The sequence below is a fragment of the Achromobacter sp. GbtcB20 genome (assembly GCF_019091095.1).
GTDB classification, from domain to species: Bacteria; Pseudomonadota; Gammaproteobacteria; order Burkholderiales; family Burkholderiaceae_B; genus Achromobacter; species Achromobacter mucicolens.
This window is the reverse complement of record NZ_JAGXJZ010000014.1, coordinates 13110-38598: the sequence shown is the minus strand read 5'-3', so window position 1 is coordinate 38598 and position 25489 is coordinate 13110. Positions and strand designations below refer to the sequence as shown.

The window sequence follows — 25489 nt, the reverse complement described above, 5'->3', positions numbered from 1 at the left end:
GGGCAAAGACAAGCGCAAATCCGGACTGACGGCGGGCGGCGCCTGCGAGCGGCGCCGGGTCTTACCGGGCCGTGACCCCATTCTTGACCGCCAGAATGTGCGCCATGACGCTCACGGCGATCTCGGCGGGCGTCTTGCTGCCGATGTGCAGTCCGACCGGCGAGTGCAGCCGTTGCAGCGACGCTTCCGTTTCATCGAAGTGTTCCATGAACCGCTCGCGGCGGCTGGCGGCGTTGCGGCGTGAGCCGATGGCGCCCACGTAGAAGGCGGGGCTGTGCAGCGCTTCCAGCAAGGCCATGTCGTCCAGCTTGGGGTCATGGCTGAGCGCCACGATGCAGGTTCGGGAATCGGGGGCGAGCGCGCGCACGGCGTCGTCGGGCATTTCGGTGGTGAAGGCCACGCCGTCCACGGACCATGTGCCCAGGTGCTCGATGCGCGGGTCGCATACGGTCACCGCGAAGTCATTGAACAGCGCCATGGTGGCGACGTATTCGGCCAGCGATCCGGCGCCGATGAGGAGCAACCGGTATTGGGGTCCAAGCGTGCTGGACAGCGTAACGCCATCGAAATGCAAGGCCTCGGGCGCCGATGCGTCGCCAAGCGTCACGGCCCCGGACGCGCAATCCACGGTCCGCTGCACGAGGTGGCCCGCCTCAAGCCGGCGGACCAATGCGTCAAGTGCCGCGCCGTCGGGTTCGAATTCAAGCAGCAGCTCAAGCGTGCCGCCGCAAGGCAGCCCGAAGCGGTGCGCTTCGTCGGCCGTGACGCCATAGCGAACGAGTTCGGGCGCCGACTGCGGAATGGCACCGTCGCCGTAGGCGCGCGTGTAGCGGTGGATCAGGTCGTCCTCGATGCAGCCGCCGGAGACCGATCCGATGCAGCGGCCGTCCTCGCGCAGCACCATCATCGAGCCCACGGGCCGCGGCGACGACCCCCATGTCTTGACGACGGTGGCCAGCATCAGGCGATGACCGGCCACCTGCCAATCGCGCGCCGCGCGCAGCACGCGCACATCAACACTTTCCATCATGCCACCTTGCGCACCGGCAGGCTGCGGATCCGCTTGCCTGTCGCGGCGAAGATGGCGTTGCACAGGGCGGGGGCCACGGGCGGCACCGGCGGCTCGCCCACGCCGCCCGGCGGCAACGCGTGATCGTCATTGACCAGGTGCGTGCGGATCACGCGCGGCGAGGCGTTATGGCGCAGGACTTCGTAGTCATGGAAGTTGCTTTGCTTCACGCGGCCTTTTTCGAACGTGATTTCGCTGGTCAGCGCCAGGCCAAGGCCCATGATGGCGCCGCCTTCCATTTGCGCGCGGATGCGTTCGGGGTTGATCTGCGGGCCGCAGTCCATGGCCATGTCCACGGCGACGACGCGGACCTCGCCCTTGTCGTCCACCGCCACTTCGACGACCGTGGCCGTGTAGCTCATGAAGCTGTAGCAAAAGGCCAAACCCAGGCCATGGCCCTTGGGCAAGGTGCGGCCCCAGCCTGCGCCCTTGCACGCGGCCTCGATCACGCCGCGCAGGCGGCCGGTGTCGTAGGGGTAGCGTTCGGGCGACTCGGTGTAGTTCCACGTGTCGGCCATCGTGCCGGGGTCGATCTGGCGGGCCGGGCCGATGAGGTCCAGCGCGAAGGCTTGCGGATCCTTGCCCGCGCGGTGGGCCAGTTCGTCGATGAAGCACTGGGCCGCGAAGGCATGGGGAATGTTGGCGACGGACCGGAACCAGCCGATGCGGGCGTGGGCGTCGACTTCGGCGGTCTCCACGCGCACGTTCGGAATGCGGTAGGGCATGTTGATCGCCGACATGGCCGATTCGAACATCTGCTGCCCCTTGGCGCCTTGCGCGAACAGCGAGGCGATGGTTGGGGCGGCGCTGCGGTGCAACCAGGACTGGACTTGCCCCTGCGCGTCCATGACGGCTTCCAGGCGCTCGACCGACACGGTATGCAGATAGTCGTGATGAATATCGTCCTCGCGCGTCCAGACCAGCTTGACCGGCGTGCCGTCGGGCATGGCGCGGGCCACGATGGTGGCTTCGTCCACGAAGTCGGGCTTGGACTTGCGCCCGAAGCCGCCGCCCAGCAGCAACACGTTGACCTTGACGTTGGCCGGTTCCAGCTTCAGTCGCGTGGCGACTGCGTTTTTAGCGGCGGCCGGATTCTGCACGGACGCCCAGACCTCGGCGCTGTCGCCCTTGATCTGCACGGTGGCGACTGGCGGTTCCATCGATGCGTGCGCCAGATGGGGCACGTAGTATTCCGCAGCGACGCGCTCGGCTTCGGGCGCCTTGGCCCAGGCATTGGCGGCATCGCCCTGGTTGCGCATCGTCTTGCCGGGCGCGCGGGCCGCCGCCTGCAGCGTTTGCCGGTAGGCGGCCGAGTCATAGCTGCCGTTCGGGCCATCGTCCCATTCGATCTCCAACGCGTCGCGTCCCTGGCGAGCGGCCCAGGTGTTGCGCGCCACGACGGCCACGCCGCCCAGCGGCTGGAATGCGGGGGCGCCCTGCATGGGGGGAATCTCCACCACCTTCAGCACGCCGGGCACGGCCAGCGCCTTGGCGCTGTCGAAACGTCGCAGCCGGCCGCCGACGACGGGAGGCCGCGCGACGACGGCATAGACCATGCCGGGCAGGCGCATGTCCATGCCGTAGGTGGCTTGCCCTTTGCCGATGGCTTCGACGTCCACGAGGCGAACCTGGTCCTTGCCGATGTACCGGAATTCTGACCGGTCCTTGAGCTTGAGCGTGTCGCCTGCAGGCACGGGCTGCTTGGCCGCGTCCGCCGCCAGGTCGCCATATGACAGACGCCGGCCGGTGGACGCATGCAGCACTTCATGCTGTTCGGCCTTGACCTCGGCAACGGGCACGGCCCAACGTGCGGCGGCGGCGGCTTCCAGCATCTGCCGGGCCGCGGCGCCCACGCGCCGCATCGGCATCAGGAAGTGCCGCATGCTGCGCGAGCCGTCCACGTTCTGATTGCCGTAGCGCGCTTCGTCGCCGGGCGCCTGCACGACCTTCACGCGTTCCCAGCGGGCTTCCATCTCGTCGGCCACCACCATCGGCAGGCTGGTGCGCACGCCCGTGCCCATTTCCGCGCGGTGCGCCACGATGGTGACCGCGCCGTCGGCGGCGATGCTGACAAAAACCAGCGGATCGTCCACGGTGCCGCCAGGCATGCTGTCGGCGCCATACGCCTTGGCGGCCGGCTCGGCGGCCACCGCGGTCGTGACCCACCCCCTGACCGTGACGGCAAGCGTCAAGACGCCCAGGCTGCCCTGCAGGAAAGCGCGGCGCGAAAGTTGAGCGGCGGCGGTCATTGCTTGCCTCCTTGGGCGAGGCGGCTGGCTGCCTGTTGAATGGCGGCCAGGATGCGCGGGTAAGTGCCGCAGCGGCAGATGTTGCCGCTCATGGCGTCTGCGATCTCCTGTTCGGTGGGAGTGGGGTTGGCCTTCAGCAGGCTCACCGCCGTCATGATCTGGCCCGCCTGGCAGTAGCCGCACTGCGCGACGTTGTTGTCGACCCAGGCCGTCTGAACCGCCCGGCCGACCGGATCGGCATCCATGCCTTCAATGGTCGACAGCTGGCGGCCGGAAGCCACCGAGACGGGGGTAAGACAGGCGCGCACGGGCGTGCCGTCGATATGCACCGTACAGGCGCCGCACAGCGCCATGCCGCAGCCGAACTTGGTGCCGGTCATGCCCAGTTCGTCGCGCAGAACCCATAGGATCGGCATGTCGTCCGGGACGTTGACGTCCTGAGCCTGGCCGTTGATTTGCAGTTGCGTCATGGGGGCAATTCCTGAGAAGCACGGCACAGTCGCCTTGCCTCGGGTGGGGGGATAACTTCTTGAGTCCGGAATTTTGCCGAAAAAATCCCGGTTTTATTCATTAGCCCTACTAATAGGCCTGTTAAGGACCGGTTATGCCTGCGCGGAAACCAGCCCCTGATTGGGCTATGACGCGTCCGGCCGGTAAAGCACGGCGCGCATGTCGGATGAGGCCCCCAACCGGCGCGACAGGTCGTCGGCGCGTGCCAGGATCATGGCCTCGAACGCCTTGGCATCGACGGTCTTGAGACGTGCCGAGGGGCCGGCAATGGTCAGCGCGCCGACGAAGCGGTCTTCCTGGCCGATGACCGGAACAGACCAGGACGACGTATACGGATCGCGCGCGCCGCACGAGAAGATCGGCAGGCGGACCTGATCGCGCCGTTCGCCTTGCGCCCAGATCGCAAAGACCTGGCCCGTGGAGGATTTGTCGGGCGGCATCACGCTGCCGGCAATGACCTGGCTGTGCAGGCCTTCGTGCGGCTGATGACGGAAAAGGCACAGGCGCTGGCCCGGTTCACCGCCTTCGACGTAATACGCCGCGCTTTCACCGGTGTCTGCCGACAGCCGCTCCAGCACCGGCATGACGACGGCCTCCAGGTCGAAGCCGCGCTCGTAGACCCGCGCCAGGAACAGCACGCGCGGGCCCAGCCCATAGCGCCCGTCGGGCTCGCGCACCACATAGCCGCATCGCGCCAGCGAATTGAGCAGACGAAAGATCGTTGTCTTGTGCAAGGGAAGGCGGGTTGCGAAATCGGCCAGCGACAGGTGCTCTGCGCCGGGACGAAAGCAGTCCAGCACGCTGAGCGCGCGTTCAACGGCCACGACGCCATCATTGCTCATGAATTCTCCAAGAGGTGCTTTTTTGCTTGCTTATTGTACGTAATACAACGTCGTTTCGTAAATTTAAAATGCACCCAGTCTGTTGATTCGGGAGGCCGGGATGGCAAATTCGATGGTGGTGGTAACTGCCCATGTGGGCGATTTTGTCTGGCGCTGTGGTGGCGCGATGGCCCTGCACGCGCAGCGTGGCGTGCAGGTGCATCTGGTCTGCCTGAGCTATGGCGAAAATGGAGAGTCCAACGCGGCGTGGAAAGGGGATACGCAGCGCGAGGCGGTCAAAGCGCAACGCCACGCCGAGGCGCAAGCCGCCGCGCAGATCCTGGGCGTGAGCAGCGTGGACTTTCACGACCTGGGCGACTATCCGCTGCCCGACTCGCCGGACTCCGTGCGCCGCATCTCCGAGACGCTGCGCCGCACGAAGCCGTCGGTGGTGCTCACCCACCCCGAGCACGATCCTTCCAACCTCGATCACTGCCGCACGTTCGAAATGACGCTGCGCGGCCGCATGCAGGCGATGGCGCCGGGGCATGGCGCCGATTTCGTGGTGCCGCCGCAAGTGTTGTGCTTTGAACCGCATCAGACCGAGTTGTGCGGCTTCAAGCCCAATGTGCTGCTGGACATCACGGAGGTGTGGGAACGCAAGTGGCAAGCCATGCAGGCCATGCCGACGCAAAGCAACCTGTGGGCGTACTACGAGCGTGTCGCGCTGCAACGCGGCGCGCAGGCCGGGCGCCGGGGCAAGACGGCGGGCACGCGCTATGGCGAGGCCTATCAGAGCATTTTCCCGGCCGTGGTTTCGGCCTTGATGGAGTGACCCCATGCGCGACATCCACGAATCCGGCTTGACCAGCACATTGCTGGCGGACGCCGGCGCGCGCTATCTGCGTGCGGCGATCAAACCCCTGCGTGCGGGATGGACCGTGCGCGGCCGCGCGGTGACGGTGTCGGTCCCGGCGGGCGACAACCTGGCGATCCACGCGGCGCTCGCGCTTGCGCAACCCGGCGATGTGCTGGTGGTGGATGCGCAGGGCTACACCGAACGCGCGGTGATGGGCGGAATCATGTGTGCGCAGGCCGCAGCAAGCGGCATCGCCGGCGTGGTGATCGACGGTGCGGTGCGCGACGCGGCAGAGCTGCGCCAGGGCCAGCTGCCCGTGTTCGCCGCTGCGATATCGCCAGCGGGGCCCGCCAAGGCCGGCGGCGGCACTGTGAACCGCCAGATCCAGTGCGGCGGTGTGCGCGTCGATCCGGGCGACTGGATCCTGGGCGATGACGACGGGTTGGTCGTGGTCGCCCAGGCGGAAATGGACGCGATGGTTGCGGCAGCCTTGACCAAGGCCGAAGCCGAAGCCCGCCGCATGGCCGCCATCGCGCGCGGCGAACTGCGGCCCGTGTGGCTTGACGACGCGCTGGCCAAGGCCACGCTGGACATTGGGCCGTCGCTGCCTGCGTCCGAATAACCGCTATTCAATACAACAGGAGGAAGACAATGAACTTCAAGCACACGCTGGGCGCGATCGCCCTGATGGCGGGCCTTGCGCCCTTTGCCGCGGCCCACGCCGACTATCCCGAAAGGCCGATACGCATGATCGTGCCGTTTGCGGCAGGCGGCCCCGCGGACATGGTCGGACGCGAATTCGCCAAGCTGTTTGGCGAAAAGCTGGGGCAGCCCGTGGTGGTTGTGAATGCGGGCGGCGGTCACGGCGTGCCGGCGTTGAACCAGGTCCTGGGGGCCGAAGCGGACGGCTATACGCTGCTCATGCCTGCCTCGGGCAACATGACCGTGCCGTCCAAGGCCATGCAGGGCAAGAAGGTGCTGGAAGTGCTGGCGCCCATCAGTCTCTTGACCGAAAGCCCGCACGTCCTGGTGGTGAACGCGCAGTTGCCGGTGAATTCGGTGCCGGAACTCGTCGATTACGCGCGCGCCCATCCCGGCAAGGTCAATTTCGGGTCGGCAGGCGTGGGGGGCGTGGCGCATCTGGGCATGGAGCTTTTCAAGAGCAAAGCCAAGGTGGACGTGGTGCACGTGCCTTACCGGGGTACCTCGCAGGTGCTGACCGACCTGGCGTCGGGTCAGGTTCAGGCGCTGTTCAGCAGCATGCCGTCGCTCAAGCCCATGATCGACAAGGGGTCCGTGAAGGCGCTGGCGATGAGCGCGCCCAGCAAGGGCGCGGACACGGCGAAGCTGCCCCTGATTTCGCAGACCTTGCCGGGCGTGTCGTACACCACCTGGTACGCGCTCTTTGCCAAGGCGGGAACGCCGCCCGAGGTGCTGGCCAAGCTGAACGCGGCGGTGGTCGACACACTGAAGAATCCCGAGCTGAACCAGAAGTTCGAGTCGCAGGGCGTGGAGTTCGTCTCCAGCACGCCGCAGCAGCTTGCCGACACGGTGCGGCGCGACACCGCGCAGTGGACGGCGCTGATTGACGAAGCCGGCATCGAAATCGAGTAGGCATCGCGTGGCAAAGCGGGGAGGGCGGCCGCCTTACCCCGCTTTTGCTACGACTTAACACGTCTTTTCCGGCCAGGCTTTGCTATAAAAGCGCCTACAGCATTTCTGTAGGGCCGGGAAAATGTCGATTCTTACGATCAGCCGCTGCGGCGCGGCCTTGTTCTTCGTCGCGCTGGTGGCCGGTTGCTCGTCCACCAAGCCCACGCCAGAAGAAAAGGCCAGCGCGACCACTACCACGCCCGCTCGGGCCAGCAACGAGTGCAAGTCCAATCGCAAGCAGTGCCTGCACGAAGGCTCTTACGATGTCGGCGAGCGGGCATACGCGGAAGACGAGGCCAAGCGCCTGAACCTGGCCGAGTCCCAGCGCCTGCGCCGCCTGTTCGATAAATAGTCCACCGTTAATGTCTTGCCCAACGCCGTAGAACCGTCGTCGATGACCCGGAAACCCCTCGCCATCATCCAGATGGGCCGCCCGCCCGAAGACCTGCGGCGGGCGCAAGGCGAACAGGCCGACTGGATGCTGGCCGCGCTGGACGACCCGGACCTGCCGGTACGCATTTGCAAACCCCACGATGATGAGGCGCTGCCCGCGTGGGACGCGCTGGCCGGGGCCGTGCTGACCGGCTCCTGGTCCATGGTGACGGATCGCGAACCCTGGAGCGAACGCACTGCCGAATGGTTGCGCGGCGCGCATCGCGCGCAGTTGCCGCTGCTGGGCATCTGCTACGGCCATCAGTTGATGGCGCACGCGCTGGGCGGCGTGGTCGATTTCCATCCCCAAGGCCGCGAGATCGGCCAACATGCCATCGATTTTTGCGCGGACGTCGCCGGCGATGCGTTGTTTGGCGCGCTGCCGCCGCGCTTTCTTGCCAATCTCACGCATGAGCAGAGCGTGCTGACGCCGCCGCCGGGCGCCGAGGTGCTGGCGCGGTCGCGGCACGATCCGCACCAGGTCCTGCGCTATGGACCGAACGCATGGTCCGTCCAGTTCCACCCCGAATTCTCTTCCACCTTGATGTCGGCCTGCCTGGCGCGCCGGGCGCCGGTCTTCGAGGCAGAGGGCTACGACGTGGCGGCGATGGTCGCCGGGCTGGGACCCACGCACGATGCGCGCCAACTGCTGCGCACCTTTGCGCGGCGCTTCGCCTAGCCGAATCGCGTAGCCGCTTGGCATGGCGGCTTCAAATTGCAGCTTCAAATAGCGGCTTCAAATCGAGCGGCTTCCTGCCTTCATATCACACGCGCATGACGGGCCTGCCGGTGTGGCGCGCGCGTGCGCCGCTGTCGGTCTCGCGCCACAAAAAGACGATTGGTTTCCGCTTCTTTGCGCCGCATCCCTTGCGTCCCCAGAACTGACATATTGCGTCCCTAGAATTCGTTCCTGCCATGCGCCGTGTGCATCACTGTGCCGCCCGCAACGCGGGTCTGGCTACCTGCGCATGTCTGTTCACATCAATGGGAATCTGTAATGAAAAAGACTCTGTTCGCCACCGCCATCTTCGCCGCGCTGTCCGGCATGGCGCAGGCGGAAACCTCGGTGACGCTGTATGGCCTGATCGATACGGGCGTGGGCTATCAGCGGATCAAGGGCGATGGCTTCCACGAATCCAAGGTCGGCATGAGCAATGGCGTTTCCAGCGGCTCGCGTTGGGGCCTGCGTGGTTCGGAAGATCTGGGCGACGGCCTGTCCGCCGTGTTCACGCTTGAAAGCGGCTTCAATTCGGCCAACGGCCAATCGGGCCAGAGCAGCCGCCTGTTCGGCCGCCAAGCCACCATCGGCCTGAAGAGCTCGTCCTGGGGCCTGTTGGAATTCGGTCGTCAGACCAACATCGCCTCCAAGTACCTGGGCGCGATCGATCCGTTCGGCGCCAGCTACGGCCAGGCCAACATCGGCAACGCGTTCAGCGCAGCCAACACCGTCCGTTACGACAACATGGTCCAGTACGCGACCCCGTCGTTCGGCGGCTTCCAGGCTGGCATCGGCTACTCGTTCAACGTCGCTGACACGACCGCGGCGCAGACGGGCTTTCGCACCGCGAACAACACCCGCGCCATCACGGCCGGCGTGCGCTACGTGAATGGCCCCCTGAACGTCGCCCTGACGTACGACCAGCTGAACCCCGCCAACCAGCTTGGCAACGATGCCACGCCCAAGTCGTGGAACGTCGGCGCCTCGTACGACTTCGAAGTCGTGAAGCTGGCGGCCGCCTTCGGCCAGACGCGTGACGGCTGGTTCACCGGCCAGAGCATCAACGCCTTCGGCAGCACCGAAACCATCGCCGATGGCTTCCGCTCGAACGTTGGCGTCGAAGACTTCAAGGCCAATTCGTACATGGTCGGCCTGACCGTGCCGCTCGGCGCCAGCTCGATCCTGGCTTCTTGGCAACGTGCCGATCCGGACAGCGATCTGCTGACCGGTGGCGATTCGGCCATGAACGTGTACAGCATCGGCTACACGTACAACCTGTCCAAGCGTACGAACGTGTACGCGCTGGGTTCCTACGCCACGGACTTCGCGTTCATCGACGGCGTCAAGAGCACGGTCGGCATGGTTGGTATCCGTCATCGCTTCTAAGCGGCAGACGTGATGAGCGGCGCGCCTGGCGCGCGCCGCTTGCGCCCTGCACCGCGGTTGCACTGAGCGGATTGGGCGTCTTACCCGGCCACAGACGCGAAAAAAGCGGCCACCTCCCTAGCTCCACTCTCAGTCCGCTCACCCGAACTTCGATCATGGCAAACCGAAGGCCCGCGCATTCTGGCGCGGGCTTTGCCGTTTCTGGCTGACCACCGGCCACGCCTTCCCACAATCCCTCATTGCGCGGCCGCCGCCCAAAAGGGCCGCGCGGGCGTTGTAGTATTGGAAGCTCAGCCTAAACATCGGATAGCTATGCAAACGCACAACGCTCGGCTCGCGGAAATGACTTTGGCGTTGGCGCTGGCCCTGACCGCAACGGCCGCGCCTGCGCAGACCCCGGATGCCTCGCCGGCTGGCGCCAAGCGGGCTGAAGCGAAGCCTGCCGAGTCGAAGCCTGCCGAAGCCAAGCCTGCCGAAGCCAAGCCTGCAGACGCTAAGCCAGCAGAAGCCAAACCAGCAGACGCTAAGCCCGCAGACGCTAAGCCCGCAGACGCTAAGCCGGCCGAGGTCAAGCCGCCCGAAGCGAAGCCCGCGCAAAACAAGCCGGCCGAAGCCAAGCCGGCTGGAACGAAGCCCGCAGAAGCCAAGCCAGCAGAAGCGAAGCCCGCCGATGCCAAGCCCGCCGATGCCAAAGCGCCCGGCGACCCCGCCGCTGCGCAGGATCCGAATGGCGCACCCGTGGACGCCGCGGTGGCGCCGCCGCCACCTCCACCGCCGCTGCAGGTCCTGGACGGCAAGCTCCATGTCGCCATCCCCGCGGGTTTCGCCGAAACCGAATTTCCGTCCGATCCGGCCACGCCCGAGGTCTCGGGCAAGATCTACCTGAACCGAGCGACCATGCAGGCCATCATCGTGATCGATGTGCCGGTTGAACAGGCTGTTGGCGATGACGACGCATTCACGCTGGGGGCGATGGCCGCGGGCTTCCAATCGCAGCAGCAGGCCGCGGTGCCCACGTTCAAGAAGACGGGCGACGGCGCGTTCAAGGTCGGCAGCATCGGCGTCTTTCAACTTGATGCAACCAGCAGGCTGTCCGGCCGTCCCGCCGACCTGACGGCGCTGTTCGCGGCGTCGGGCAAAAAGGTCGTGACCTTTTCGGTCTATACGTTGGCGCAAGAAAAAGCCCGGCATCCCGGGCTGGTCGAAGAACTGAAAAAGGGCATGTCGGTAACGCCGTAACGGGCGCGACGGGCCAGAGCGCCCGTCATGCCGGCGGGAATCAGTTCGGCTTCCAGAACACGTAATCGGCCTGGTATGCCACCTGCGTTTTCTGGCCCTTGTTGGCCGGCGAGCAGGGCGTTTGCGGCACGCCGCCGCCTGCGCGAACCAGCCGCTGAATGTACGTGACGCCGGTCAGCACGCCCACGCCTGCTGATGGGTTGGCCAGCACGAGCTGGTCGTACAGCCGGTCCGGTCCGGCATATGCGCGTACGGTTTCCATCCCCGTCAATGTCGAGCCGTCGGCGGCCCGCCAGCTTTCAGGCGGACTCTTGTACGTGCCGCGCGGCTCCGATGAACCCGCCTGGCCTGCGCCCAGCGTGGCGCTGGCGCCCGCGATGACCCAGGCGTAGCGCGCGCCGTCGGTCTGGATCATCCGGCATTCGTAGGTGATGACGCCTTCAGCCGGCGCGCGCCATGCGACGCTATTGTCTGCCGGCACCTGCATGATCTGCGGCACGTTGTCCTGGGCCGCCGCGGCGGAGGCGGCCAGGCTGGCCGCCAGGAACAGTCCGGCCAACGCCGGGCGAGGGTGAGTCGGAATGCGGTTCATCCATGCTCCTTCGGGCGGGCAGCGCGCCCGCGGTGGCAGTTGCGGGCGCGCTTGGCCCAAGGTCCGGCTGAGCCGGAATCGGGCCATTCTGCCACGATTCCCCGCCAGCGCTGGTCTCAATTGATTTGCAGCGTGTAGGCGGCTTTGCCGCGCAGCAGCGTCAACACCAGCGGCTGCGCGCCCGCGCCGCTCAAGAGGTCGCGCAGGTCCGCCAGCTTGCTGACGGGTCGCTGGTTCACGCCGATGACGATGTCGCCGCGCTGCAGGCGCGCAGCCCCCGGGCCCCGGTCCGGATAGGTGGCGCTGACTGCCGCGCCATCATTGCCCTGCACGCGCTGCGCGCGTCCCACCTCGGTGAACTCGACGCCATTCAAGCGCGCGTCCAGCGAGCCGCCATGCAGGCGCTCGTTTTGTTCGGGTTCGATGCGCAGCACGACGTCCCGCTTTGCGCCCGCGCGCAACAGCCCCAGGCGCACCTGGCGGCCCACCGGCAGCAGGCCTTCGGCGTTGCGCAACTGCGCGCTGGAACCGATCGCCTTGCCGTCGATCGACAGGATCTGATCGCGGGCCTGGATGCCGGCCTTCTGCGCGGGCGACCCATCCGCCACGCGGGCAACGGCCACGCCCGTCGATCCCGGCGCCAGGCCAAGCTGGCGCGCATTGCGCGGCGTGATGTCCAGCGTGTCCAGACCCAGCCCTCCGCGTTGCACCTGCCCGTGCTGCAGCAACTGGCGCATGACCTCGCCCGCCAGGTTGGACGGAATGGCAAAGCCGATGCCCACGTTGCCACCCGACGGCGTGTAGATCATCGTGTTGATGCCCACCAGTTCGCCGTTCAGATTGACCAGCGCGCCGCCCGAGTTGCCCGGATTGATGGAGGCGTCGGTCTGGATGAAGTTCTGGTAGCCGGCGGCGCGCAGGCTGGACCGGTCCAGCGCGGACACGATGCCCGACGATGCGGATTGGCCCAGGCCGTAGGGATCGCCGATGGCGACCACGAAGTCGCCCACGCGCAAATCGCTGGAATCGGACAACGCCAGCGCTTGCAGGTTTTGCGCGGGGATGCGCAGCACCGCCAGATCCGTGTCCGGATCGCTGCCCACGACGGTGGCGTTGAAACTGCGGCCGTCCTGCAACGACACGCGGATGGTGGCGGCGCCCCGAATCACGTGGTGATTGGTCAGCACGTTGCCTTGGCTGGCGTCGACGATGACGCCCGATCCGACGTTCTGGCGTATGCTGCCGGGCGCGCGCGCCGGGTTGGCCGCTTGTCCGTCCGATTGCGCCGAGATGTTCACGACTGCGGGCGTGACGCGCTCGAGCATGGGGGCCAGCGAGGGCAAGGGCTGACCGTCCACGGCCATCGGAAGCGCGGCGCGCGCAGGCGGTAGCGGCGCGGTCAGCAGCAGGGCGCAGCAGGCCGTGGCAAGGAATGCGGGTAGGCGTCGCGCGCGGCGCGATGCGCTACGCGCGACGCAACAGGGTTCAAGAGGCGGCAAGGCCAGGCGGGGCACATCGATCCTTCCGGCAACGAGGCGGCAGTATTCACCGTCCCCGCTGCACGCGCGTGACGACGCGCGCGGCTTGCGGCCGGCGCGCGAGCGGTCACGGATTGTCGCCGAACTTTGGCGCCCGGTCCGGCGTGCCCCGCGTGGTCAGAACCCGACGGCCTGGCCGTCGCGCCGCGAGTCGGACGCCGCGACGTAGCCGCCCTGCGGCAGGCGGCAGATGAGCTGGGCCGAGCCGAACTCCAGGCTGTCCACCGGCGCGACCGCCACGTTGTGGCCACGCGCGCGCAGCGTATCGACCACGTCGGCCGGCAGGTGCGACTCCACGTTCACGACAGGGCCGTTCTCGACGCGGAAACGCGGCGCGTCGCTCATGGCCTGCGGGTTCTGGCCGAACGCCGCCAGACGCGTGACCATCTGCAGATGGCCTTGCGCCTGCATCGACCCGCCCATCACGCCGAACGACATGAGAGGTTGGTCGCGGCGCGTCACGAACGCCGGGATGATGGTGTGCATCGGCTTCTTGCGCGGCGCAACCTGGTTGGCGTGACCCGGCTTGAGCACGAAGTTCAGGCCGCGATTGTGCAGGCTGATGCCGGTGCCGGGCACGACCACGCCCGAGCCAAAACCGTGATAGTTGGACTGGATGAAGGACACCATCGTGCCGCTGGCGTCGGCGGCGGTCAGGTAGACCGTGCCGCCGGTAGCCGGCGTGCCTGCGGTGGGCACGCTGGCACGGTCCATCGAAATCAGGCGGGCCCGTTCGGCCAGATAGGCGCGGTCGAGCAGCGCGTTGGCGTCGGTCCGCATGTGGCGCGGATCGGCGACGTGGTGGTGCAGGTCCGCAAACGCCAGCTTCATGGCCTCGATGCTGACGTGGTAGTAGTCGGCGCTGTCGCGGCCCATGCCTTCCAGGTCGAATTGCTCAAGCATGCCCAGCGCCATCAGCGCCGAGATGCCCTGGCCATTGGGCGGGATCTCGTGCAGCTCGTAGTCGCGGAACGATTGCGAGATGGGCTTGACCCATTCCGGCCGGTGCTCGGCGAGGTCCACCGCGCTCAGGGCGCCGCCCGTCTTGCTGGCAAAGTCCGCGATCTTGCGGGCCAGTTCGCCGCGGTAGAAGCTTTCACCACCGGTCTCGGCGATGTCGCGCAGTGTCTTGGCCTGGTCCGGAAAGCGCCACCATTCGCCGGCTTGCGGCGCGCGGCCTTGCGGCAGGAAGGCGTCGGCAAAGCCGGGTTCGGCGGCAAGCTTGGGCGCCTGGTTGGCCCATTGGCGCGCAATGGTCGGCGACACCGCGAAGCCCTCTTCGGCGTAGGCGATCGCCGGTTCGAACAGCTTGGCGAAAGGCAGCTTGCCGAAGCGGTCGGACAAGACCTTCCAGCCGGCGACCTGGCCCGGCACGGTGACCGTGCCCCAGCCGGTGCCCGGCATCGCGTCGCGGCCGTTGAAGTATTCGGGTGTCCACGCGGCCGGCGCGCAGCCGCTGGAATTCAAGCCGTGGAGCTGGCCGTCGTGCCAGACCAGGGCGAACATGTCGCCGCCGATCCCGTTCATCACGGGTTCGACGACGGTCAGGGCGATCGCGGTGGCAATGGCGCTGTCAACGGCATTGCCACCGGCCAGCAGCATGCGTAGTCCCGCCTGCGCAGCCAGTGGCTGGCTGGTCGCGACCGCGTTGGCGGCCAGGACCGGCATTTTTCGGGAAGCGTACGGAAAAGACCAATCGAAGGGGGAGGACATGGATGCTGGAACTCGTTGGAAAAATTACTGCGGGGTGATGCCGGCCTGGTCGATCAGCTGCTTGGTGCGCGGAATCTCGGCCTTGATGAAGGCGGCGAATTCCTCGCGGCTGCCGCCACGCGGCTCGGCGCCGGCTTCGGCGAGCTTACCGCGCAATGCGGGATCGGCGAGCACTTTGTTGACGGCGCGGTTGAGCTTGTCGAGGATCGGTGCGGGCGTGCCCTGCGGCGCGACAAGGCCGTACCACGGCGCGATGTCGTAGCCCGAAAAACCTTGCTCGGCGATCGTGGGAATGTCCGGCGCCAGCGCCGAGCGCTGCGAGTTGGACATGCCCAGCGCCAGCAGCGCGCCGCTCTTGGCCTGGGGCAGGCCGGTCATGATGGTGTCGAAGTACATCGACACCTGGCCGCTCAGCAGGGCGGGGATGGCTTCGCCTGCGCCCTTGTACGGCACGTGCAGGATGTCGATGCCGGCGACCGATTTGAGCATTTCGCCCGCCATGTGCGAGGTCGTGCCCGTGCCGAACGAGGCATAGGTCAGCTTGCCAGGGTTGGCGCGCGCATAGGCGACCATTTCGGGCAGCGTCTTGAAGGGTTGCTTGGGGTTGGCCAGCAGGATGTTCGGGGTGTAGGCCACCATCGAGACCAACTCGAACGCGTCAGGATCGTAGGCCAGGCGCTTTTGCAGGAAGCGGTTGGTGACGACGGCGGCCGGGCCGCCCATCAGCAGCGTGTAGCCGTCCGCCGCGGACCGCGCGACCGATGCGCTGCCGATGGCGGCCGCGGCGCCGGGACGGGCTTCGATGACGAAGGGCTGACCCAGTTCGGCGGACAGCGCCGCGCCCAGCTGGCGCGAGATCAGGTCCGTGGCGGAACCGGCCTGGAAGGGCACGACGATGCGCACGGGATGTTGCGGCCAGTCCGTGGCTTGCGCGCCGGCCTGCGCCGCGAAGGCCACGGCGGCAGCGCCTGCCAGCGCCCGGATGAGACGAAATTTCATGGATTCCCCTTGATCGCGTTATGGAAAGCGTATGGGCCGGGCGGGTCTCTTGCCCCTTCCGACCGAGCGGGCGCGGCATGCCGCGTCCTGCCCTGGATTAAACGCAAGCGGCGCGCATCCGGCCATTAGGATTTGTATTCATGGATCATTGGATCCAGTTTGTGTTATTTTCGCCGTTATCTATCATGGCGGCTTTCCAAGCCCGGGGACGAAAGTGCTGCAATTCCAGAAGACAGCCATCAGCGCCGAAGACGAGGCGTACCTGCATTTGCAGCGTGAAATCCGCCTGGGCCACTATGCGCCCGGCCAGCGGCTGGTGCCGGACGTCGTGGCGGCTGAAATCGGCACCAGCCGCATGCCGGTGCGCGGCGCCCTGCGCCGCCTGGCCTCGGAGGGCCTGGTCGAGATCCGCGCCAACCGCGGCGCCGTGGTGCGCGGCCTGAACCAGCAGGAAATGCTGGAGGTCTTTGAAATGCGCTCGGTGCTGGAAGGGCTGGCGACGCGCAACGCCGTGGCCAACATGGGGCCCGAACACATTCGCCGGCTGGTCAACATGCTGGCGCAGCTGGACCAGGGCGCGAACGAAGACCTGGACTGGACCGCCGCCCACCGCGAATTCCACGAGTACCTGTGCAGCTTCTGCAAGCAGCCGCGCCTGTTGAACCAGATCTCGGAACTGCACTCTGTCGTCGAACCCTACATGCGCCTGTGGGCCGCCCAACCCGGCCGCGTGCTGCGCGTACGCGAATCGCATCAGGAATTGATCGACGCCCTGCAAACCCGCGACGCGGCACGCTGCGAGGCCGCCATGCGCCAGCACGTCCTGAACACCGTTCCGGCGCTGCAGGCGTTCCTTGAGCAGGCGGGCTGATCCGCGCCGCCGCGGCAGTTGTCCGACACCCGGCCGCCACGGCGCCATCCGCACCCGCCAAACGGCTTCAATCCGCTGACCGCTCACCGGACAGGATTTCCATTTCCCCGTCCCGCTCGCATATAGCCAGGAGTAATATGTGACGCGTCCGGCGGCGCACGTCCGCCGGCGCAAGCAAGCCGCATCACGCCTGGTCCTTCCCACCCCCTGTCGACAGCGGAGCCCCCTCCGTGCCTGCCCTCGGTGTCTGCAAGTCCTGGCGCGCAACCGGCCATAAAAAAGACACCGAGGAGAAGAGGAATTGGACAAGCAAGAGTCGGGCGGCTGGTATTTCGGCTGGAACATCGTTGGCGCCGCCACGGTACTCACGCTGTTTACGGTCGGCCTGCGCATGGGGATCGGGCCGTTCTTTCTGCCCATGGCCGAAGGCTTGGGTTTTTCGCGTAGCCTGCTGTCGGGCATCGTGGCCATCGGCATGCTGTGCTATGGCCTGGGCATGCCGCTCGCCGGCTATCTGGTCAGCATCCGCGGCACGCGCTTCGTGCTCCTGACCGGCACGGCCATCGTCGTCGCCGCCTCCATCTGGACCGTCTTCGCGCGCAGCCCCCTCGAATTCCTGCTTGCCTTCGGTGTCGCGCTGTCCATCGGCCTTGCCTTCACCAGCCCCGTCGCGCTAACGCCGGTGATCAGCCGCTGGTTCACGCGCCAGCGTGGCATGGCGCTCTTCTTCCTGTCCACGGGCTCGATGGCCGGCATCGCGCTGATGACACCGACACTCACCTACGCCATTTCCGCGGTGGGCTGGCAGGAAACGCTGCTGGGCTTTGCCGTGCTGTTTGCCGTGCTGACCATCCCCATTGCGCTTTTCGTGATGCGCGACGAGGCGCCCGAGCACACCGACCTGCTGCCGCATCAGATCATCGAGAAATCCAGTTCGGCCAAGCCGGCCGCCAAGACGCCCGCGCCGCGGCTGGGCGAGGCGCTGCGCACCTTGCCGTTCTGGCAGGTCGCGCTGGGTCTGTTTGCCTGCGGCTTCAGCATGAACCTGCTGGGCACGCATGGCATGCCCATGCTGATGGATCACGGCTTTGACCCCACCACCAGCTCGCTGGGCATCGGTCTGATCGGCCTGGTTGCCATCTTCAGCACGCTGGTGCTGGGCCGCATGTCCGATCAGGTCGAACGCCGCAACATTCTCGCCACCATTTATCTGGTGCGAGGCCTGGGATTCTTTGCGCTCGTCATGGTGGGCGCGCATTGGGAGCTGTATCTGGCCGCGACCATCGGCGGCATCGTCTGGGCCGGCAGCATCGCGCTGTCCTCGGCCATTCTGGCCGACGTGTACGGCATCCGGCTGGTCGGCGTGCTGTATGGGCTGACGTATCTGGGCCACCAGGTGGGCGGCATGATCAGCTCGTGGCTGGGCGGCTGGGCCTTCGAAACCTTCGGCACCCACTGGGTCGCGTTCGGGTCGGCCGGGGTGCTGCTGTTGCTGGCGGCGCTGATTTCGCTGCGCCTGCCGCCGCGCGGCATCCTGCGGGCGCCGCCCGTGGCGGCCGCTGCCGGACGCTGAACCTGCCGCGCCGCGGCAACCGGCCAGGGATGCGGCGCATCCCCGGCGTGCGGGACGGCTAGCGGTCTTTCAGCAGCGACACCAGTTCGGGCACATAACGTTCGCCGCCGCCTTGCGTGACGGCCTGGTCGAACGTGTGCTGCACGGCGGCGCCGATCTCGCGCACTGCGCCGGCTTCGGCGGCCATGGTGTTGTAGTACGAAAGGTCCTTCTGCGCATTCGACATGAAAAAGCGCAGCGACGACGGATCCTGTTCCAGCAGATACGGCTTGATGCGTTCCAGCGCCACGCCGCCGCCGCCGCCCTTTGCCAGGACCTCGGTGAAGACGGCCGGGTCGATGTCCGAGCGCAGCGCGCACGCCGCGGCTTCGGACAGCAGTGCCACCACGCCCAGCGACACATAGTTGTGCAGCAGCTTCATCCGGTGGCCCGCGCCCACCGGCCCGGCATGGGTGATGTTTTCGGCAAAGCAGGCCAGCAGCGGCTTGCATTCCTCGAACAGCGCGGCATCGCCGCCCACCAGCAGGTTCAGCCGGCCTTCGGCGGCTTCCTTGGGCGTGCGCGTCATGGGCGCGTCCAGGAAGCGCCCGCCGCTCTCGGTGACCGCCTGGGCGACCTTCACGGTGGACGAGGGGATGGCGGTCGAGCAGTCGATGATGACGGTGCCCGGACGCAGTCCCTCGAGCACGCCGCCCGGCGACAGCAGCACGGCTTCGACCTGCGGGCTGCCGGTCACGCACAGGATGATCACATCCGACTGTGCGGCAAGCTCGGCGCCGCTGGCCACGCTGACCGCACCAGCAGCCTTGAGCGAGTCCAGGGGCTGATTGCCCGGATGCTCAAGCACGGTCAGCGCGTGACCGTGCTTGACCAGGTTGCTTGCAATACCGTGGCCCATGAGGCCGATTCCAACCATGCCGACTTTTGCCATCTTCCACTGCTCCTGCCATGTAGGGTGATTGTTGTGCCGTAAATCTTACCCGCAGAAGCCGCAAGCGGGGCCAACGCGCACTCGCGGCCGCTCGCCGGGCGTCCGCGCGCCGATCACCGCGCTATGCCGGGGCGGGCGCGTCTGCAATACTTTCGGGGATCGTCCATCGGGACTCTTGCAGCGGCAGCCATGACAGACTCCATCCCCGCCGGTTTCACGCCCTGGTATCCCAGCAGCCAGTTCATGCGCCATCTGAACGATCTTGGCCCGTTCTACCGCCGCAAGGCCGACAACGTGCTGGGGCTGCGTGTCACCACGGCGCACGGCAACATGCACGGCATGGCGCACGGGGGATTCCTGGCAACGTTTGCCGACAGCGCGCTGGGGCTTGTCATCTCGGAAGACGCCCACGTCTCTGTCGTCACGGCGCAGATGTCCGTTGAATTCCTGAATGCCGTCAACCCGGGTGACTGGCTTGAGGCGCACGTGCAGATCGACAAGCAGGGCAAGCGCCTGATCTATGCGACCTGCCGCCTGCAGGTGGATGGCCGCGCCATGCTCAAGGCCAGCGCCGTGTTCGCGGTCCGCCACGCCGCCGTGCCCGCCTCGGACGGCTAGCCACGGCGAGCTGTGTGCGTGATCATGCGGATGATCAACGCGGGGGCAGGGGGGCGCTACAGATAAGGCGTGGCCAGCCAGATCACCTTGTTTCGCAGGCGCTTGGCAAAGGGCGCCTGCAGCAGGTCCTCGAGCGTCACGCGGTGCGCGTTGGCGACCAACGCATCGAAGCGCGCATCGAGCCACCGCGCCACGTCGCGGTCGTAGATCTCGGTGTCCAGCTCGAAATTCAACCGCAGGCTGCGCGGATCCAGATTCGACGAGCCGGCATACGTCCAGGCCCCGTCCACCGTCATCAGCTTTGAGTGGTCGAACGCGCCGCTCGAGCGCCAGACGCGGCAGCCCGTGCGCACCACCTGGTCCAGCTGCGCCGTCATCGCGTAATCGACCAGGCGCAGGTTGTTCTTGCCCGGGATCACGATGTCCACAATGATCCCGCGGCGCGCCGCCGTGGCCAACGCCCCGATCAGCGTCTGGTCCGGCAGGAAGTACGGCGACTGGATCCGCACGTGATGCCGCGCCACGGCCAGGGCGCCCAGCAGCATGTTGTGCGTGCTGCCCAACGCGCGGTCGGGCCCTGACGGCACGCAGCGGATCGGCACGCGGCCCGACGGCGGCATGAAGTCGGGATCGAACCACGGCTTGGCGGGCAGCGACTCGTGCGTCGTGAAATTCCAGTCATGCGCAAACACCGACATCAGTTGCGTCACGATCGGTCCTTCCACGCGGAAATGCGTATCGTGGTTGGTGGCGTCGCCCGCCAGCGCGCTGACAAACGCCGCCCGCACGTTCATGCCGCCCGTAAAGCCCACCCGGCCGTCCACCACCAGCACCTTGCGGTGGCTGCGAAGATTGGCATAGGGCATGCGCAGCACTCCCATCGGATTGGTCATGAACCGCGCCACCGGCACGCCCGCCCGCGCCAGCATGCGCACGATCGGCGGACGGGAGTACTTGGACCCCACCGCGTCGATCAGCACCCGCACCTGCACGCCCCGCGCCTGCGCCTCGATCAGCGCCTCGGCCACTTCCCGCCCGATCGGATCGTTGTCGAAGATATAGCTCTGCATCGCCACCGTGTGACGGGCCTCGCGAATGGCCTGCAGCATGGCCGGATACGTCTCGTCGCCACCGGCCAGCGGCCGGACCTCGTTGCCGGCCAGCAGCTGAAACCGGCTGACCCGGTCACCCAGCACCTTCAGCGACGCGAACTGCTCGCCCGAGATCGCCACCACATCGACCGGTGCAGTCTCGACCTGCTCGGCATCTTCCAGCATGGCGTCGTCGCGCTGCTGCGACACCCGCGTCTTGCGGATACGGTTGATCCCGGCGACGAAATAGAAGAGCGCCCCAAGGATCGGCGAGAACATCGCCACCCCCACCCACCCGATGGCCGCCCGCACATCCTGCTTTGTCATCGCGGCATGCACCGCCGCGCCCGTGCCCGCCACGATGCTGATGGCAAAGGCAATATGAGGCCAATATTCGATCAAAAATGCGTGTATGCGATCCATGGCGAGGGCTTGAGACGCGGCCTCCATTGGTTAACCAAGCGCAAGGATAGCAAGGCAGCCGCGGGTGGCAAACGTGCGGCTTGGGAGTGATTTCACACGCTTTAAAAAAACGTGCTAGAATTCGGCCTCTTCGTTGTTGAGCTTCTTTCGAAACAGGTTTCAGAGAAGTTTGCGGCGAAAGCGCTGTAGAAGTTCAGCAGTGCTTAGCAGTACCAGTGGTGGCTGTAGCTCAGTTGGTAGAGTCCCGGATTGTGATTCCGGTTGTCGTGGGTTCGAGTCCCATCAGCCACCCCAAGAATTCCCCATACATTACAGGCGCTTAGGCGCCTGTTTTGTTTTCTCGGGGAGATTCTGGGGAGAAATCGCCGTCTCCAAGCGTCTCATCTCCAATTCATTCTGATCACCGTCCAGCCATTTGGAATAGGTTTTCAAGAACATCTCCACGCTGTGTCCTAACTGCTTCGCGCAGAAGGCCGGCGTCATCCCAGCCATCAGCATCACCGTCGCGTACGTGTGTTGTAGCGGGACGCCAGCAGGTTCTTGAACGTGGTGCCGTCGTATCCCGCCGTGCCGCACACCAGCGTCAGCCGGGTCGGGTCCAGGCAGAACTCGTCTTCCTTGAACGACTTCACGGCCGTCAGCCAGTTCATGCCAGGCGCCAGATAGTCGGCAAAGCCCGATGCGCGAAATTCCTCGGGGATCATCTTGTCGGCCCCCAGCACGCTGAAGTACCGCGAAATCAGAGGATGATTCGCGACCTCGCGGCGGATGGCCAGGGCGACCTCGATGGCGCGCATGACCAGCTCGTAGCCCTCCAGCTCCATCTGACGGCGCGCCACATCCAGCGAGGCAATGATCTGCGCATTGGGCGAGGTCGATGCATGGATGAACACCGCTTCGTGGAATGCCGAGACATGGTGCTCGTAATCTTCATCGCGCACGGCGATGATCGATCCCTGTCTTAGGCTCGACATCGATTTGTGCACCGAATCCGTCTCATAGACGCGTACGCGCATGGCGCGCGGATCGGGAACCAGGACGCGATCCAGCAGCCGCGGATCCTGGGGGTCCAGATCCTCGCCAAGTTCGCGGCACTGTGCCTGCCAGGCCTCGAGCGCCTTGGGGGCGTCCCGCCATGCCTGCAGCGCGGCTGCGGCGCCCATCGCCGTGCGCATGCGCAAGAATGGCGACCAGCGTGCAAACCCGAACCACGCCTCGTCCCACAGGAATATCAGGTCGGGCTTGATGGCCAGGCACTCGGCCATGACGCGCTGGGTGTTGTAGATGTGCCCGTCGAAGGTGCAATTGGTCAGCGTGACCATGGCCACCTTGTCCAGCCGCCCCGCCGACTTCAGCGCCAGCAGCGCCTCTTTGACCGTGCGCAGCGGAACCGCGCCATACATCGAATACTCCGTCATCGGAAAGGCTTCCACATAGAGCGGCTGCGCGCCCGACAGCACCATCCCGTAGTGGTGACACTTGTGGCAGTTGCGGTCCACGATCACGATGTCTCCCGGTTTGGTCACCGCCTGGTAAACCATCTTGTTCGACGTTGACGTGCCATTGGTCACAAAGAACACGTGGTCCGCGCCGACTGCGCGCGCGAACTTCTCCTGGGCGACCTTGATGTTGCCCGTGGGCTCCAGCATGCTGTCCAGGCCCCCTGTCGTGGCGGACGTCTCGGCCAGGAAGAGGTTCAACCCGTAGAATTCGCCGAACTCGCGAATCCAGTTGGACTTGATGATCGACTTGCCCCGCGCGATGGGCAGCGCATGAAAGGTGCTGATTGGCTTGGCGGCATACTGCTTGAGATTGTCGAAGTGAGGCGTGGATTGCCGATCGCGCACGCCCTCCAGAATGTTCAGGTGCACCTCCATGGGCTCTTCGACCTCATAGAAGACGCGGCGGATCGCCGAGGCGCTGGGGTCGCCCGCCAGTTGTTCCACGTTTCGGTCGGTCAGCAGGTAGATGTCCAGCTCCGGCCGGATGCGGGAGATCATGTGGGCCAGCCGCACGCCGATCTCGCGCGGCGCTTCGACCGTCATGTCCAGGTGCTCGTAGACGCTCAGGAAATCCCGCAGCAACGGGGCATCGTGCTTGGAGGGGAACCGCCTGGCGGAGGCCGGCGGAGTTCGAGCCTTCGTGGATGACACCCGGCTGATCGTGCAGGACTTCGACAAGGCCGTGCGCGGCCGGGTCAAGATCCTGAACATGAACAGCGGCATGGTGGGCAAGGTCCTTCCAAACATCGGATTCGCACTTGAGTCGATTGCCGTGGCACTGCGCGCGCGTAGTTGAGGCGCCGAAGGAAATAGAGCATGAGCAGATTCTTCGCGACGCTGTTCAAGACGCTTTTTGCTGGAAGGCGGCACATTGTCGCTGCGTTCGGCCTTGCCCTGATCATGGCGGCCGGGCTGTTTCTTCAAGGATGTACCGCGACGCCCGCCAGGCTGAAGGCGGTGCCGCACGGCTTGGTCGATCAGGTTGAAGTTCCAGGAATGCCTGGTGTGCGCTATCTGGTTGTGGCCGACTCGCCGAAAATCATTCAGGCGGCCTACGAGTCGTTGAAAAGGGAACAGGATTATCGTGCCAGGCATGGATATTCGGGCAAGCTGGGACCCGCGGCATTCCTTGCGATTTCTGGTGGGGGCGACAACGGGGCGTTCGCGGCGGGATTGTTGAACGCATGGACGGAAACAGGCACTCGGCCGGAGTTCAAGCTTGTGACCGGCATCAGCACGGGGGCACTGATTGCCCCTTTCGCTTTTGCCGGCAAGAAATATGATGCGACGCTGAAGGAAGTCTATACAACGACTTCGCCAGACGACGTGATGGTCATCATCGCCTCGACCTGCCGCCACGGCACCTCGTAGCCAATCCCGACCGTGGTGTGAAGAATCAAACCTCTGGTGCCGGCAAGGGAACTGTAATTCGTGACGTCGCTGTTCAGAATCTGGGAGTTCGGTATGGTCACCTCTTCGTTTTTATTCGTGCGCAAATGCGTCACCTGAAGGCGGACGGCCACAACTTCGCCGACGACATCGCCCACCTTCACCCGACCCCCAACCTTGAAAACCCGCCGGTAGGTCATCAGATAGCCCGCGATAAGGTTGGATATTGCCGTTGAAGAGCCTAGCGACAGCACGAGCCCGATGAAGATCGAGATGCCCTTGAAGGCTGCGGTTTCGGAGCCCGGAATGTAGGGGTATGCAACGACAATTGCAAACGCCAGGATCAGCACCCGGAGCAGCTTGTAGGTCGGCATGGCCCAATCCGGTTCGAACTGCGTGAAGACCACGCGCTTTTGTTCCACGGCGGCGAAGAATTTCCGGGCCCGGGCTAGCGTAAAGCGGGTCAGGAAATAGATGATGGTCAGAATCAGGACGTCGGGAATGATCTCGGCGGTGGACTTCCCAAGTCTGCGGGCAGCACGGGTCGACAGGTCGAACAAGTCGTTCGAGACGGAACGGGTCCAGGGAAAGCGCGCAAGCACATATTGCAGGTATACGTAGATCGACACGACGATGGTCATGATCCCGACCGCCAGGATTACGCCATGCAACGCTTTCCAGATCGTGTCTGACCGCACGACCTCGAACGACTGGATGTCCACGTCGTGAACGCGACGCTTCAGAACCCTGGAGACGGCCTTGTCCAGCCAGCGGTTGAGCAGAAGCAAGACCGCAATGCCGGCCGCCAGCAGGATGGTGGCCCCGGCAGCATGAAGCGCCGCCTTGATCAGGTAGTCCGTGCTGCGGGTCAGCCGGTATTCATCGATGGCCTGGCGAATGCGCGCCAGGTGCAAGGCCGCGAGGTTCTCGCGCGTGGTTTGCTCGAGCTGGGCGTCCGCATCCGTGACGACCATCAATGCCGTCTTGCCTGCCAGGATGACCGAGCCGGCTTCGATGGTGTCCACTTTCAGCCCGGCGCTCGCGAAGGCGGCATCGGCGGCCGCTTCCTCGATTCTTCGCCCAATGGATCGCGCCCGTTTCTCGGCCGGAAACGATGACAACCCACGAACCGTGAACAGAACCTGGCCGTCGATCTCGACGGGGGCTGTCTCCAGCGTCAATTCAAGGGCAGGGGCCGTGGAACGCGCCTCGTCGCCAGCGGCCCCGAACGCGAGCAGGGGCGCCAACAACACGGCGGCCAGGATGAACGACTTGAGTCTGCGGGCCATTTGTGTCTCCCACGCTCACCGCAT

Annotated in this window: 25 protein-coding genes and 1 tRNA gene; 13 read left to right on the top strand and 13 right to left on the bottom strand. The window is 65.8% G+C overall.

The annotated features are described in order from the left end of the window. Positions 1-61: 61 nt before the first annotated feature. The 4 genes from KVT32_RS18210 to KVT32_RS18195 all read right to left on the bottom strand — a co-directional run bounded on the left by KVT32_RS18210 (position 62) and on the right by KVT32_RS18195 (position 4670). A complete protein-coding gene (locus KVT32_RS18210; protein ID WP_217618671.1) occupies positions 62-1027 on the bottom strand; it encodes an XdhC family protein in 966 nt (321 codons plus the stop codon). Continuing rightward, positions 1027-3318 carry a xanthine dehydrogenase family protein molybdopterin-binding subunit gene (locus tag KVT32_RS18205; RefSeq protein WP_217618624.1) on the bottom strand — a complete coding sequence of 764 codons (2292 nt, stop codon included), beginning with the start codon at positions 3316-3318 and terminating at the stop codon, positions 1027-1029. The genes KVT32_RS18210 and KVT32_RS18205 overlap by 1 nt, the downstream gene beginning before the upstream one ends. Continuing rightward, the gene (locus KVT32_RS18200; protein WP_062842180.1) at positions 3315-3788 is read right to left on the bottom strand and encodes a (2Fe-2S)-binding protein; all 474 of its coding nucleotides are present in this window, start codon (positions 3786-3788) and stop codon (positions 3315-3317) included. The genes KVT32_RS18205 and KVT32_RS18200 overlap by 4 nt, the downstream gene beginning before the upstream one ends. A gap of 165 nt (positions 3789-3953) precedes the next feature. Then, the gene (locus tag KVT32_RS18195) at positions 3954-4670 is read right to left on the bottom strand and encodes an IclR family transcriptional regulator (RefSeq protein ID WP_152385068.1); all 717 of its coding nucleotides are present in this window, start codon (positions 4668-4670) and stop codon (positions 3954-3956) included. Between the two features lie 100 nt (positions 4671-4770). On the opposite strand from KVT32_RS18195, the gene KVT32_RS18190 reads away from it, so the two are divergent. The 7 genes from KVT32_RS18190 (at position 4771) to KVT32_RS32135 (ending at position 10936) form a co-directional block, all read left to right on the top strand. Then, on the top strand, positions 4771-5484 hold the full coding sequence (locus KVT32_RS18190) for a PIG-L deacetylase family protein (protein WP_175235623.1): 714 nt from the start codon (positions 4771-4773) through the stop codon (positions 5482-5484). 4 nt (positions 5485-5488) lie between these two features. Next, positions 5489-6130, top strand: coding sequence for an RraA family protein (locus KVT32_RS18185; RefSeq protein ID WP_056323199.1), 642 nt, complete (start codon positions 5489-5491; stop codon positions 6128-6130). 29 nt (positions 6131-6159) lie between these two features. Beyond that, complete coding sequence (locus KVT32_RS18180) at positions 6160-7122, top strand: tripartite tricarboxylate transporter substrate binding protein (protein ID WP_056323201.1); 963 nt, start codon at positions 6160-6162, stop codon at positions 7120-7122. A gap of 121 nt (positions 7123-7243) precedes the next feature. Beyond that, positions 7244-7513, top strand: coding sequence for a hypothetical protein (locus KVT32_RS18175; protein WP_056323203.1), 270 nt, complete (start codon positions 7244-7246; stop codon positions 7511-7513). A 42-nt stretch (positions 7514-7555) separates the two neighbouring features. Further along, positions 7556-8272, top strand: a complete 717-nt coding sequence (locus KVT32_RS18170; protein WP_152385064.1) for a glutamine amidotransferase — start codon at positions 7556-7558, stop codon at positions 8270-8272. A gap of 318 nt (positions 8273-8590) precedes the next feature. Beyond that, positions 8591-9697 carry a porin gene (locus KVT32_RS18165; protein ID WP_062842174.1) on the top strand — a complete coding sequence of 369 codons (1107 nt, stop codon included), beginning with the start codon at positions 8591-8593 and terminating at the stop codon, positions 9695-9697. Positions 9698-10039: 342 nt separating this feature from the next. Then, complete coding sequence (locus KVT32_RS32135) at positions 10040-10936, top strand: hypothetical protein (RefSeq protein ID WP_254636935.1); 897 nt, start codon at positions 10040-10042, stop codon at positions 10934-10936. Positions 10937-10976: 40 nt separating this feature from the next. On the opposite strand, the gene KVT32_RS18150 is transcribed toward KVT32_RS32135, so the two are convergent. The 4 genes from KVT32_RS18150 to KVT32_RS18135 form a co-directional block, all read right to left on the bottom strand. Next, the gene (locus KVT32_RS18150; protein ID WP_082586302.1) at positions 10977-11528 is read right to left on the bottom strand and encodes a DUF3455 domain-containing protein; all 552 of its coding nucleotides are present in this window, start codon (positions 11526-11528) and stop codon (positions 10977-10979) included. A 116-nt stretch (positions 11529-11644) separates the two neighbouring features. Continuing rightward, positions 11645-12892: a trypsin-like peptidase domain-containing protein gene (locus tag KVT32_RS18145; protein ID WP_217618621.1), complete on the bottom strand. Its 1248-nt coding sequence runs from the start codon at positions 12890-12892 to the stop codon at positions 11645-11647. A 291-nt stretch (positions 12893-13183) separates the two neighbouring features. Next, on the bottom strand, positions 13184-14779 hold the full coding sequence (gene ggt, locus KVT32_RS18140) for a gamma-glutamyltransferase (protein WP_217618620.1): 1596 nt from the start codon (positions 14777-14779) through the stop codon (positions 13184-13186). A gap of 24 nt (positions 14780-14803) precedes the next feature. Then, positions 14804-15778 (bottom strand): tripartite tricarboxylate transporter substrate binding protein, encoded by a 975-nt coding sequence (locus tag KVT32_RS18135; RefSeq protein WP_063954364.1) that lies wholly within the window; start codon positions 15776-15778, stop codon positions 14804-14806. A 214-nt stretch (positions 15779-15992) separates the two neighbouring features. On the opposite strand from KVT32_RS18135, the gene KVT32_RS18130 reads away from it, so the two are divergent. Both KVT32_RS18130 and KVT32_RS18125 read left to right on the top strand, forming a co-directional pair. Beyond that, positions 15993-16649: a GntR family transcriptional regulator gene (locus tag KVT32_RS18130; RefSeq protein WP_063954363.1), complete on the top strand. Its 657-nt coding sequence runs from the start codon at positions 15993-15995 to the stop codon at positions 16647-16649. A 301-nt stretch (positions 16650-16950) separates the two neighbouring features. Beyond that, complete coding sequence (locus KVT32_RS18125) at positions 16951-18222, top strand: MFS transporter (protein WP_217618619.1); 1272 nt, start codon at positions 16951-16953, stop codon at positions 18220-18222. Between the two features lie 58 nt (positions 18223-18280). Here the strand turns inward: KVT32_RS18125 and KVT32_RS18120 are convergent, their stop codons facing one another. Continuing rightward, entirely contained in the window at positions 18281-19153 is an 873-nt protein-coding gene (locus tag KVT32_RS18120; RefSeq protein WP_056323227.1) for an NAD(P)-dependent oxidoreductase, read from the bottom strand. A gap of 189 nt (positions 19154-19342) precedes the next feature. On the opposite strand from KVT32_RS18120, the gene KVT32_RS18115 reads away from it, so the two are divergent. Next, the gene (locus KVT32_RS18115) at positions 19343-19771 is read left to right on the top strand and encodes a PaaI family thioesterase (RefSeq protein WP_152385058.1); all 429 of its coding nucleotides are present in this window, start codon (positions 19343-19345) and stop codon (positions 19769-19771) included. A 56-nt stretch (positions 19772-19827) separates the two neighbouring features. Here KVT32_RS18115 and cls read toward each other — a convergent pair whose 3' ends face one another. Further along, positions 19828-21285 (bottom strand): cardiolipin synthase, encoded by a 1458-nt coding sequence (cls, locus tag KVT32_RS18110; RefSeq protein WP_142054144.1) that lies wholly within the window; start codon positions 21283-21285, stop codon positions 19828-19830. Between the two features lie 218 nt (positions 21286-21503). Between cls and KVT32_RS18105 the strand changes: the two genes are divergently transcribed. Further along, positions 21504-21579: transfer RNA gene (locus KVT32_RS18105), tRNA-His, on the top strand. A gap of 15 nt (positions 21580-21594) precedes the next feature. Here KVT32_RS18105 and KVT32_RS32625 read toward each other — a convergent pair. Together KVT32_RS32625 and KVT32_RS18095 are read right to left on the bottom strand one after the other, a co-directional pair. Then, positions 21595-21717, bottom strand: coding sequence for a hypothetical protein (locus KVT32_RS32625; RefSeq protein WP_256450089.1), 123 nt, complete (start codon positions 21715-21717; stop codon positions 21595-21597). A gap of 65 nt (positions 21718-21782) precedes the next feature. Continuing rightward, positions 21783-23369, bottom strand: a complete 1587-nt coding sequence (locus KVT32_RS18095) for a beta-eliminating lyase-related protein (protein WP_254636926.1) — start codon at positions 23367-23369, stop codon at positions 21783-21785. 58 nt (positions 23370-23427) lie between these two features. On the opposite strand from KVT32_RS18095, the gene KVT32_RS18090 reads away from it, so the two are divergent. Together KVT32_RS18090 and KVT32_RS18085 are read left to right on the top strand one after the other, a co-directional pair. Next, positions 23428-23583 (top strand): hypothetical protein, encoded by a 156-nt coding sequence (locus KVT32_RS18090; RefSeq protein ID WP_217618675.1) that lies wholly within the window; start codon positions 23428-23430, stop codon positions 23581-23583. A 20-nt stretch (positions 23584-23603) separates the two neighbouring features. Next, complete coding sequence (locus tag KVT32_RS18085) at positions 23604-24158, top strand: patatin-like phospholipase family protein (protein WP_175155965.1); 555 nt, start codon at positions 23604-23606, stop codon at positions 24156-24158. On the opposite strand, the gene KVT32_RS18080 is transcribed toward KVT32_RS18085, so the two are convergent. Next, a complete protein-coding gene (locus tag KVT32_RS18080) occupies positions 24089-25465 on the bottom strand; it encodes a mechanosensitive ion channel family protein (protein WP_217618618.1) in 1377 nt (458 codons plus the stop codon). The two genes, KVT32_RS18085 and KVT32_RS18080, sit on opposite strands and share 70 nt — an antisense overlap. Between the last annotated feature and the right edge of the window lie 24 nt (positions 25466-25489).

Excerpts from the sequence above, each read along its gene's own strand:
- KVT32_RS18210 (WP_217618671.1), bottom strand. The coding sequence starts at position 1,027 with ATGGAAAGTGTTGATGTGCGCGTGCTGCGCGCGGCGCGCGATTGGCAG.
- KVT32_RS18205 (WP_217618624.1), bottom strand. The coding sequence starts at position 3,318 with ATGACCGCCGCCGCTCAACTTTCGCGCCGCGCTTTCCTGCAGGGCAGC.
- KVT32_RS18200 (WP_062842180.1), bottom strand. The coding sequence starts at position 3,788 with ATGACGCAACTGCAAATCAACGGCCAGGCTCAGGACGTCAACGTCCCG.
- KVT32_RS18195 (WP_152385068.1), bottom strand. The coding sequence starts at position 4,670 with ATGAGCAATGATGGCGTCGTGGCCGTTGAACGCGCGCTCAGCGTGCTG.
- KVT32_RS18190 (WP_175235623.1), top strand. The coding sequence starts at position 4,771 with ATGGCAAATTCGATGGTGGTGGTAACTGCCCATGTGGGCGATTTTGTC.
- KVT32_RS18185 (WP_056323199.1), top strand. The coding sequence starts at position 5,489 with ATGCGCGACATCCACGAATCCGGCTTGACCAGCACATTGCTGGCGGAC.
- KVT32_RS18180 (WP_056323201.1), top strand. The coding sequence starts at position 6,160 with ATGAACTTCAAGCACACGCTGGGCGCGATCGCCCTGATGGCGGGCCTT.
- KVT32_RS18175 (WP_056323203.1), top strand. The coding sequence starts at position 7,244 with ATGTCGATTCTTACGATCAGCCGCTGCGGCGCGGCCTTGTTCTTCGTC.
- KVT32_RS18170 (WP_152385064.1), top strand. The coding sequence starts at position 7,556 with ATGACCCGGAAACCCCTCGCCATCATCCAGATGGGCCGCCCGCCCGAA.
- KVT32_RS18165 (WP_062842174.1), top strand. The coding sequence starts at position 8,591 with ATGAAAAAGACTCTGTTCGCCACCGCCATCTTCGCCGCGCTGTCCGGC.
- KVT32_RS32135 (WP_254636935.1), top strand. The coding sequence starts at position 10,040 with ATGACTTTGGCGTTGGCGCTGGCCCTGACCGCAACGGCCGCGCCTGCG.
- KVT32_RS18150 (WP_082586302.1), bottom strand. The coding sequence starts at position 11,528 with ATGAACCGCATTCCGACTCACCCTCGCCCGGCGTTGGCCGGACTGTTC.
- KVT32_RS18145 (WP_217618621.1), bottom strand. The coding sequence starts at position 12,892 with ATGGCCGTGGACGGTCAGCCCTTGCCCTCGCTGGCCCCCATGCTCGAG.
- ggt (WP_217618620.1), bottom strand. The coding sequence starts at position 14,779 with ATGTCCTCCCCCTTCGATTGGTCTTTTCCGTACGCTTCCCGAAAAATG.
- KVT32_RS18135 (WP_063954364.1), bottom strand. The coding sequence starts at position 15,778 with ATGAAATTTCGTCTCATCCGGGCGCTGGCAGGCGCTGCCGCCGTGGCC.
- KVT32_RS18120 (WP_056323227.1), bottom strand. The coding sequence starts at position 19,153 with ATGGCAAAAGTCGGCATGGTTGGAATCGGCCTCATGGGCCACGGTATT.
- KVT32_RS18115 (WP_152385058.1), top strand. The coding sequence starts at position 19,343 with ATGACAGACTCCATCCCCGCCGGTTTCACGCCCTGGTATCCCAGCAGC.
- cls (WP_142054144.1), bottom strand. The coding sequence starts at position 21,285 with ATGGATCGCATACACGCATTTTTGATCGAATATTGGCCTCATATTGCC.
- KVT32_RS18085 (WP_175155965.1), top strand. The coding sequence starts at position 23,604 with ATGAGCAGATTCTTCGCGACGCTGTTCAAGACGCTTTTTGCTGGAAGG.
- KVT32_RS18080 (WP_217618618.1), bottom strand. The coding sequence starts at position 25,465 with ATGGCCCGCAGACTCAAGTCGTTCATCCTGGCCGCCGTGTTGTTGGCG.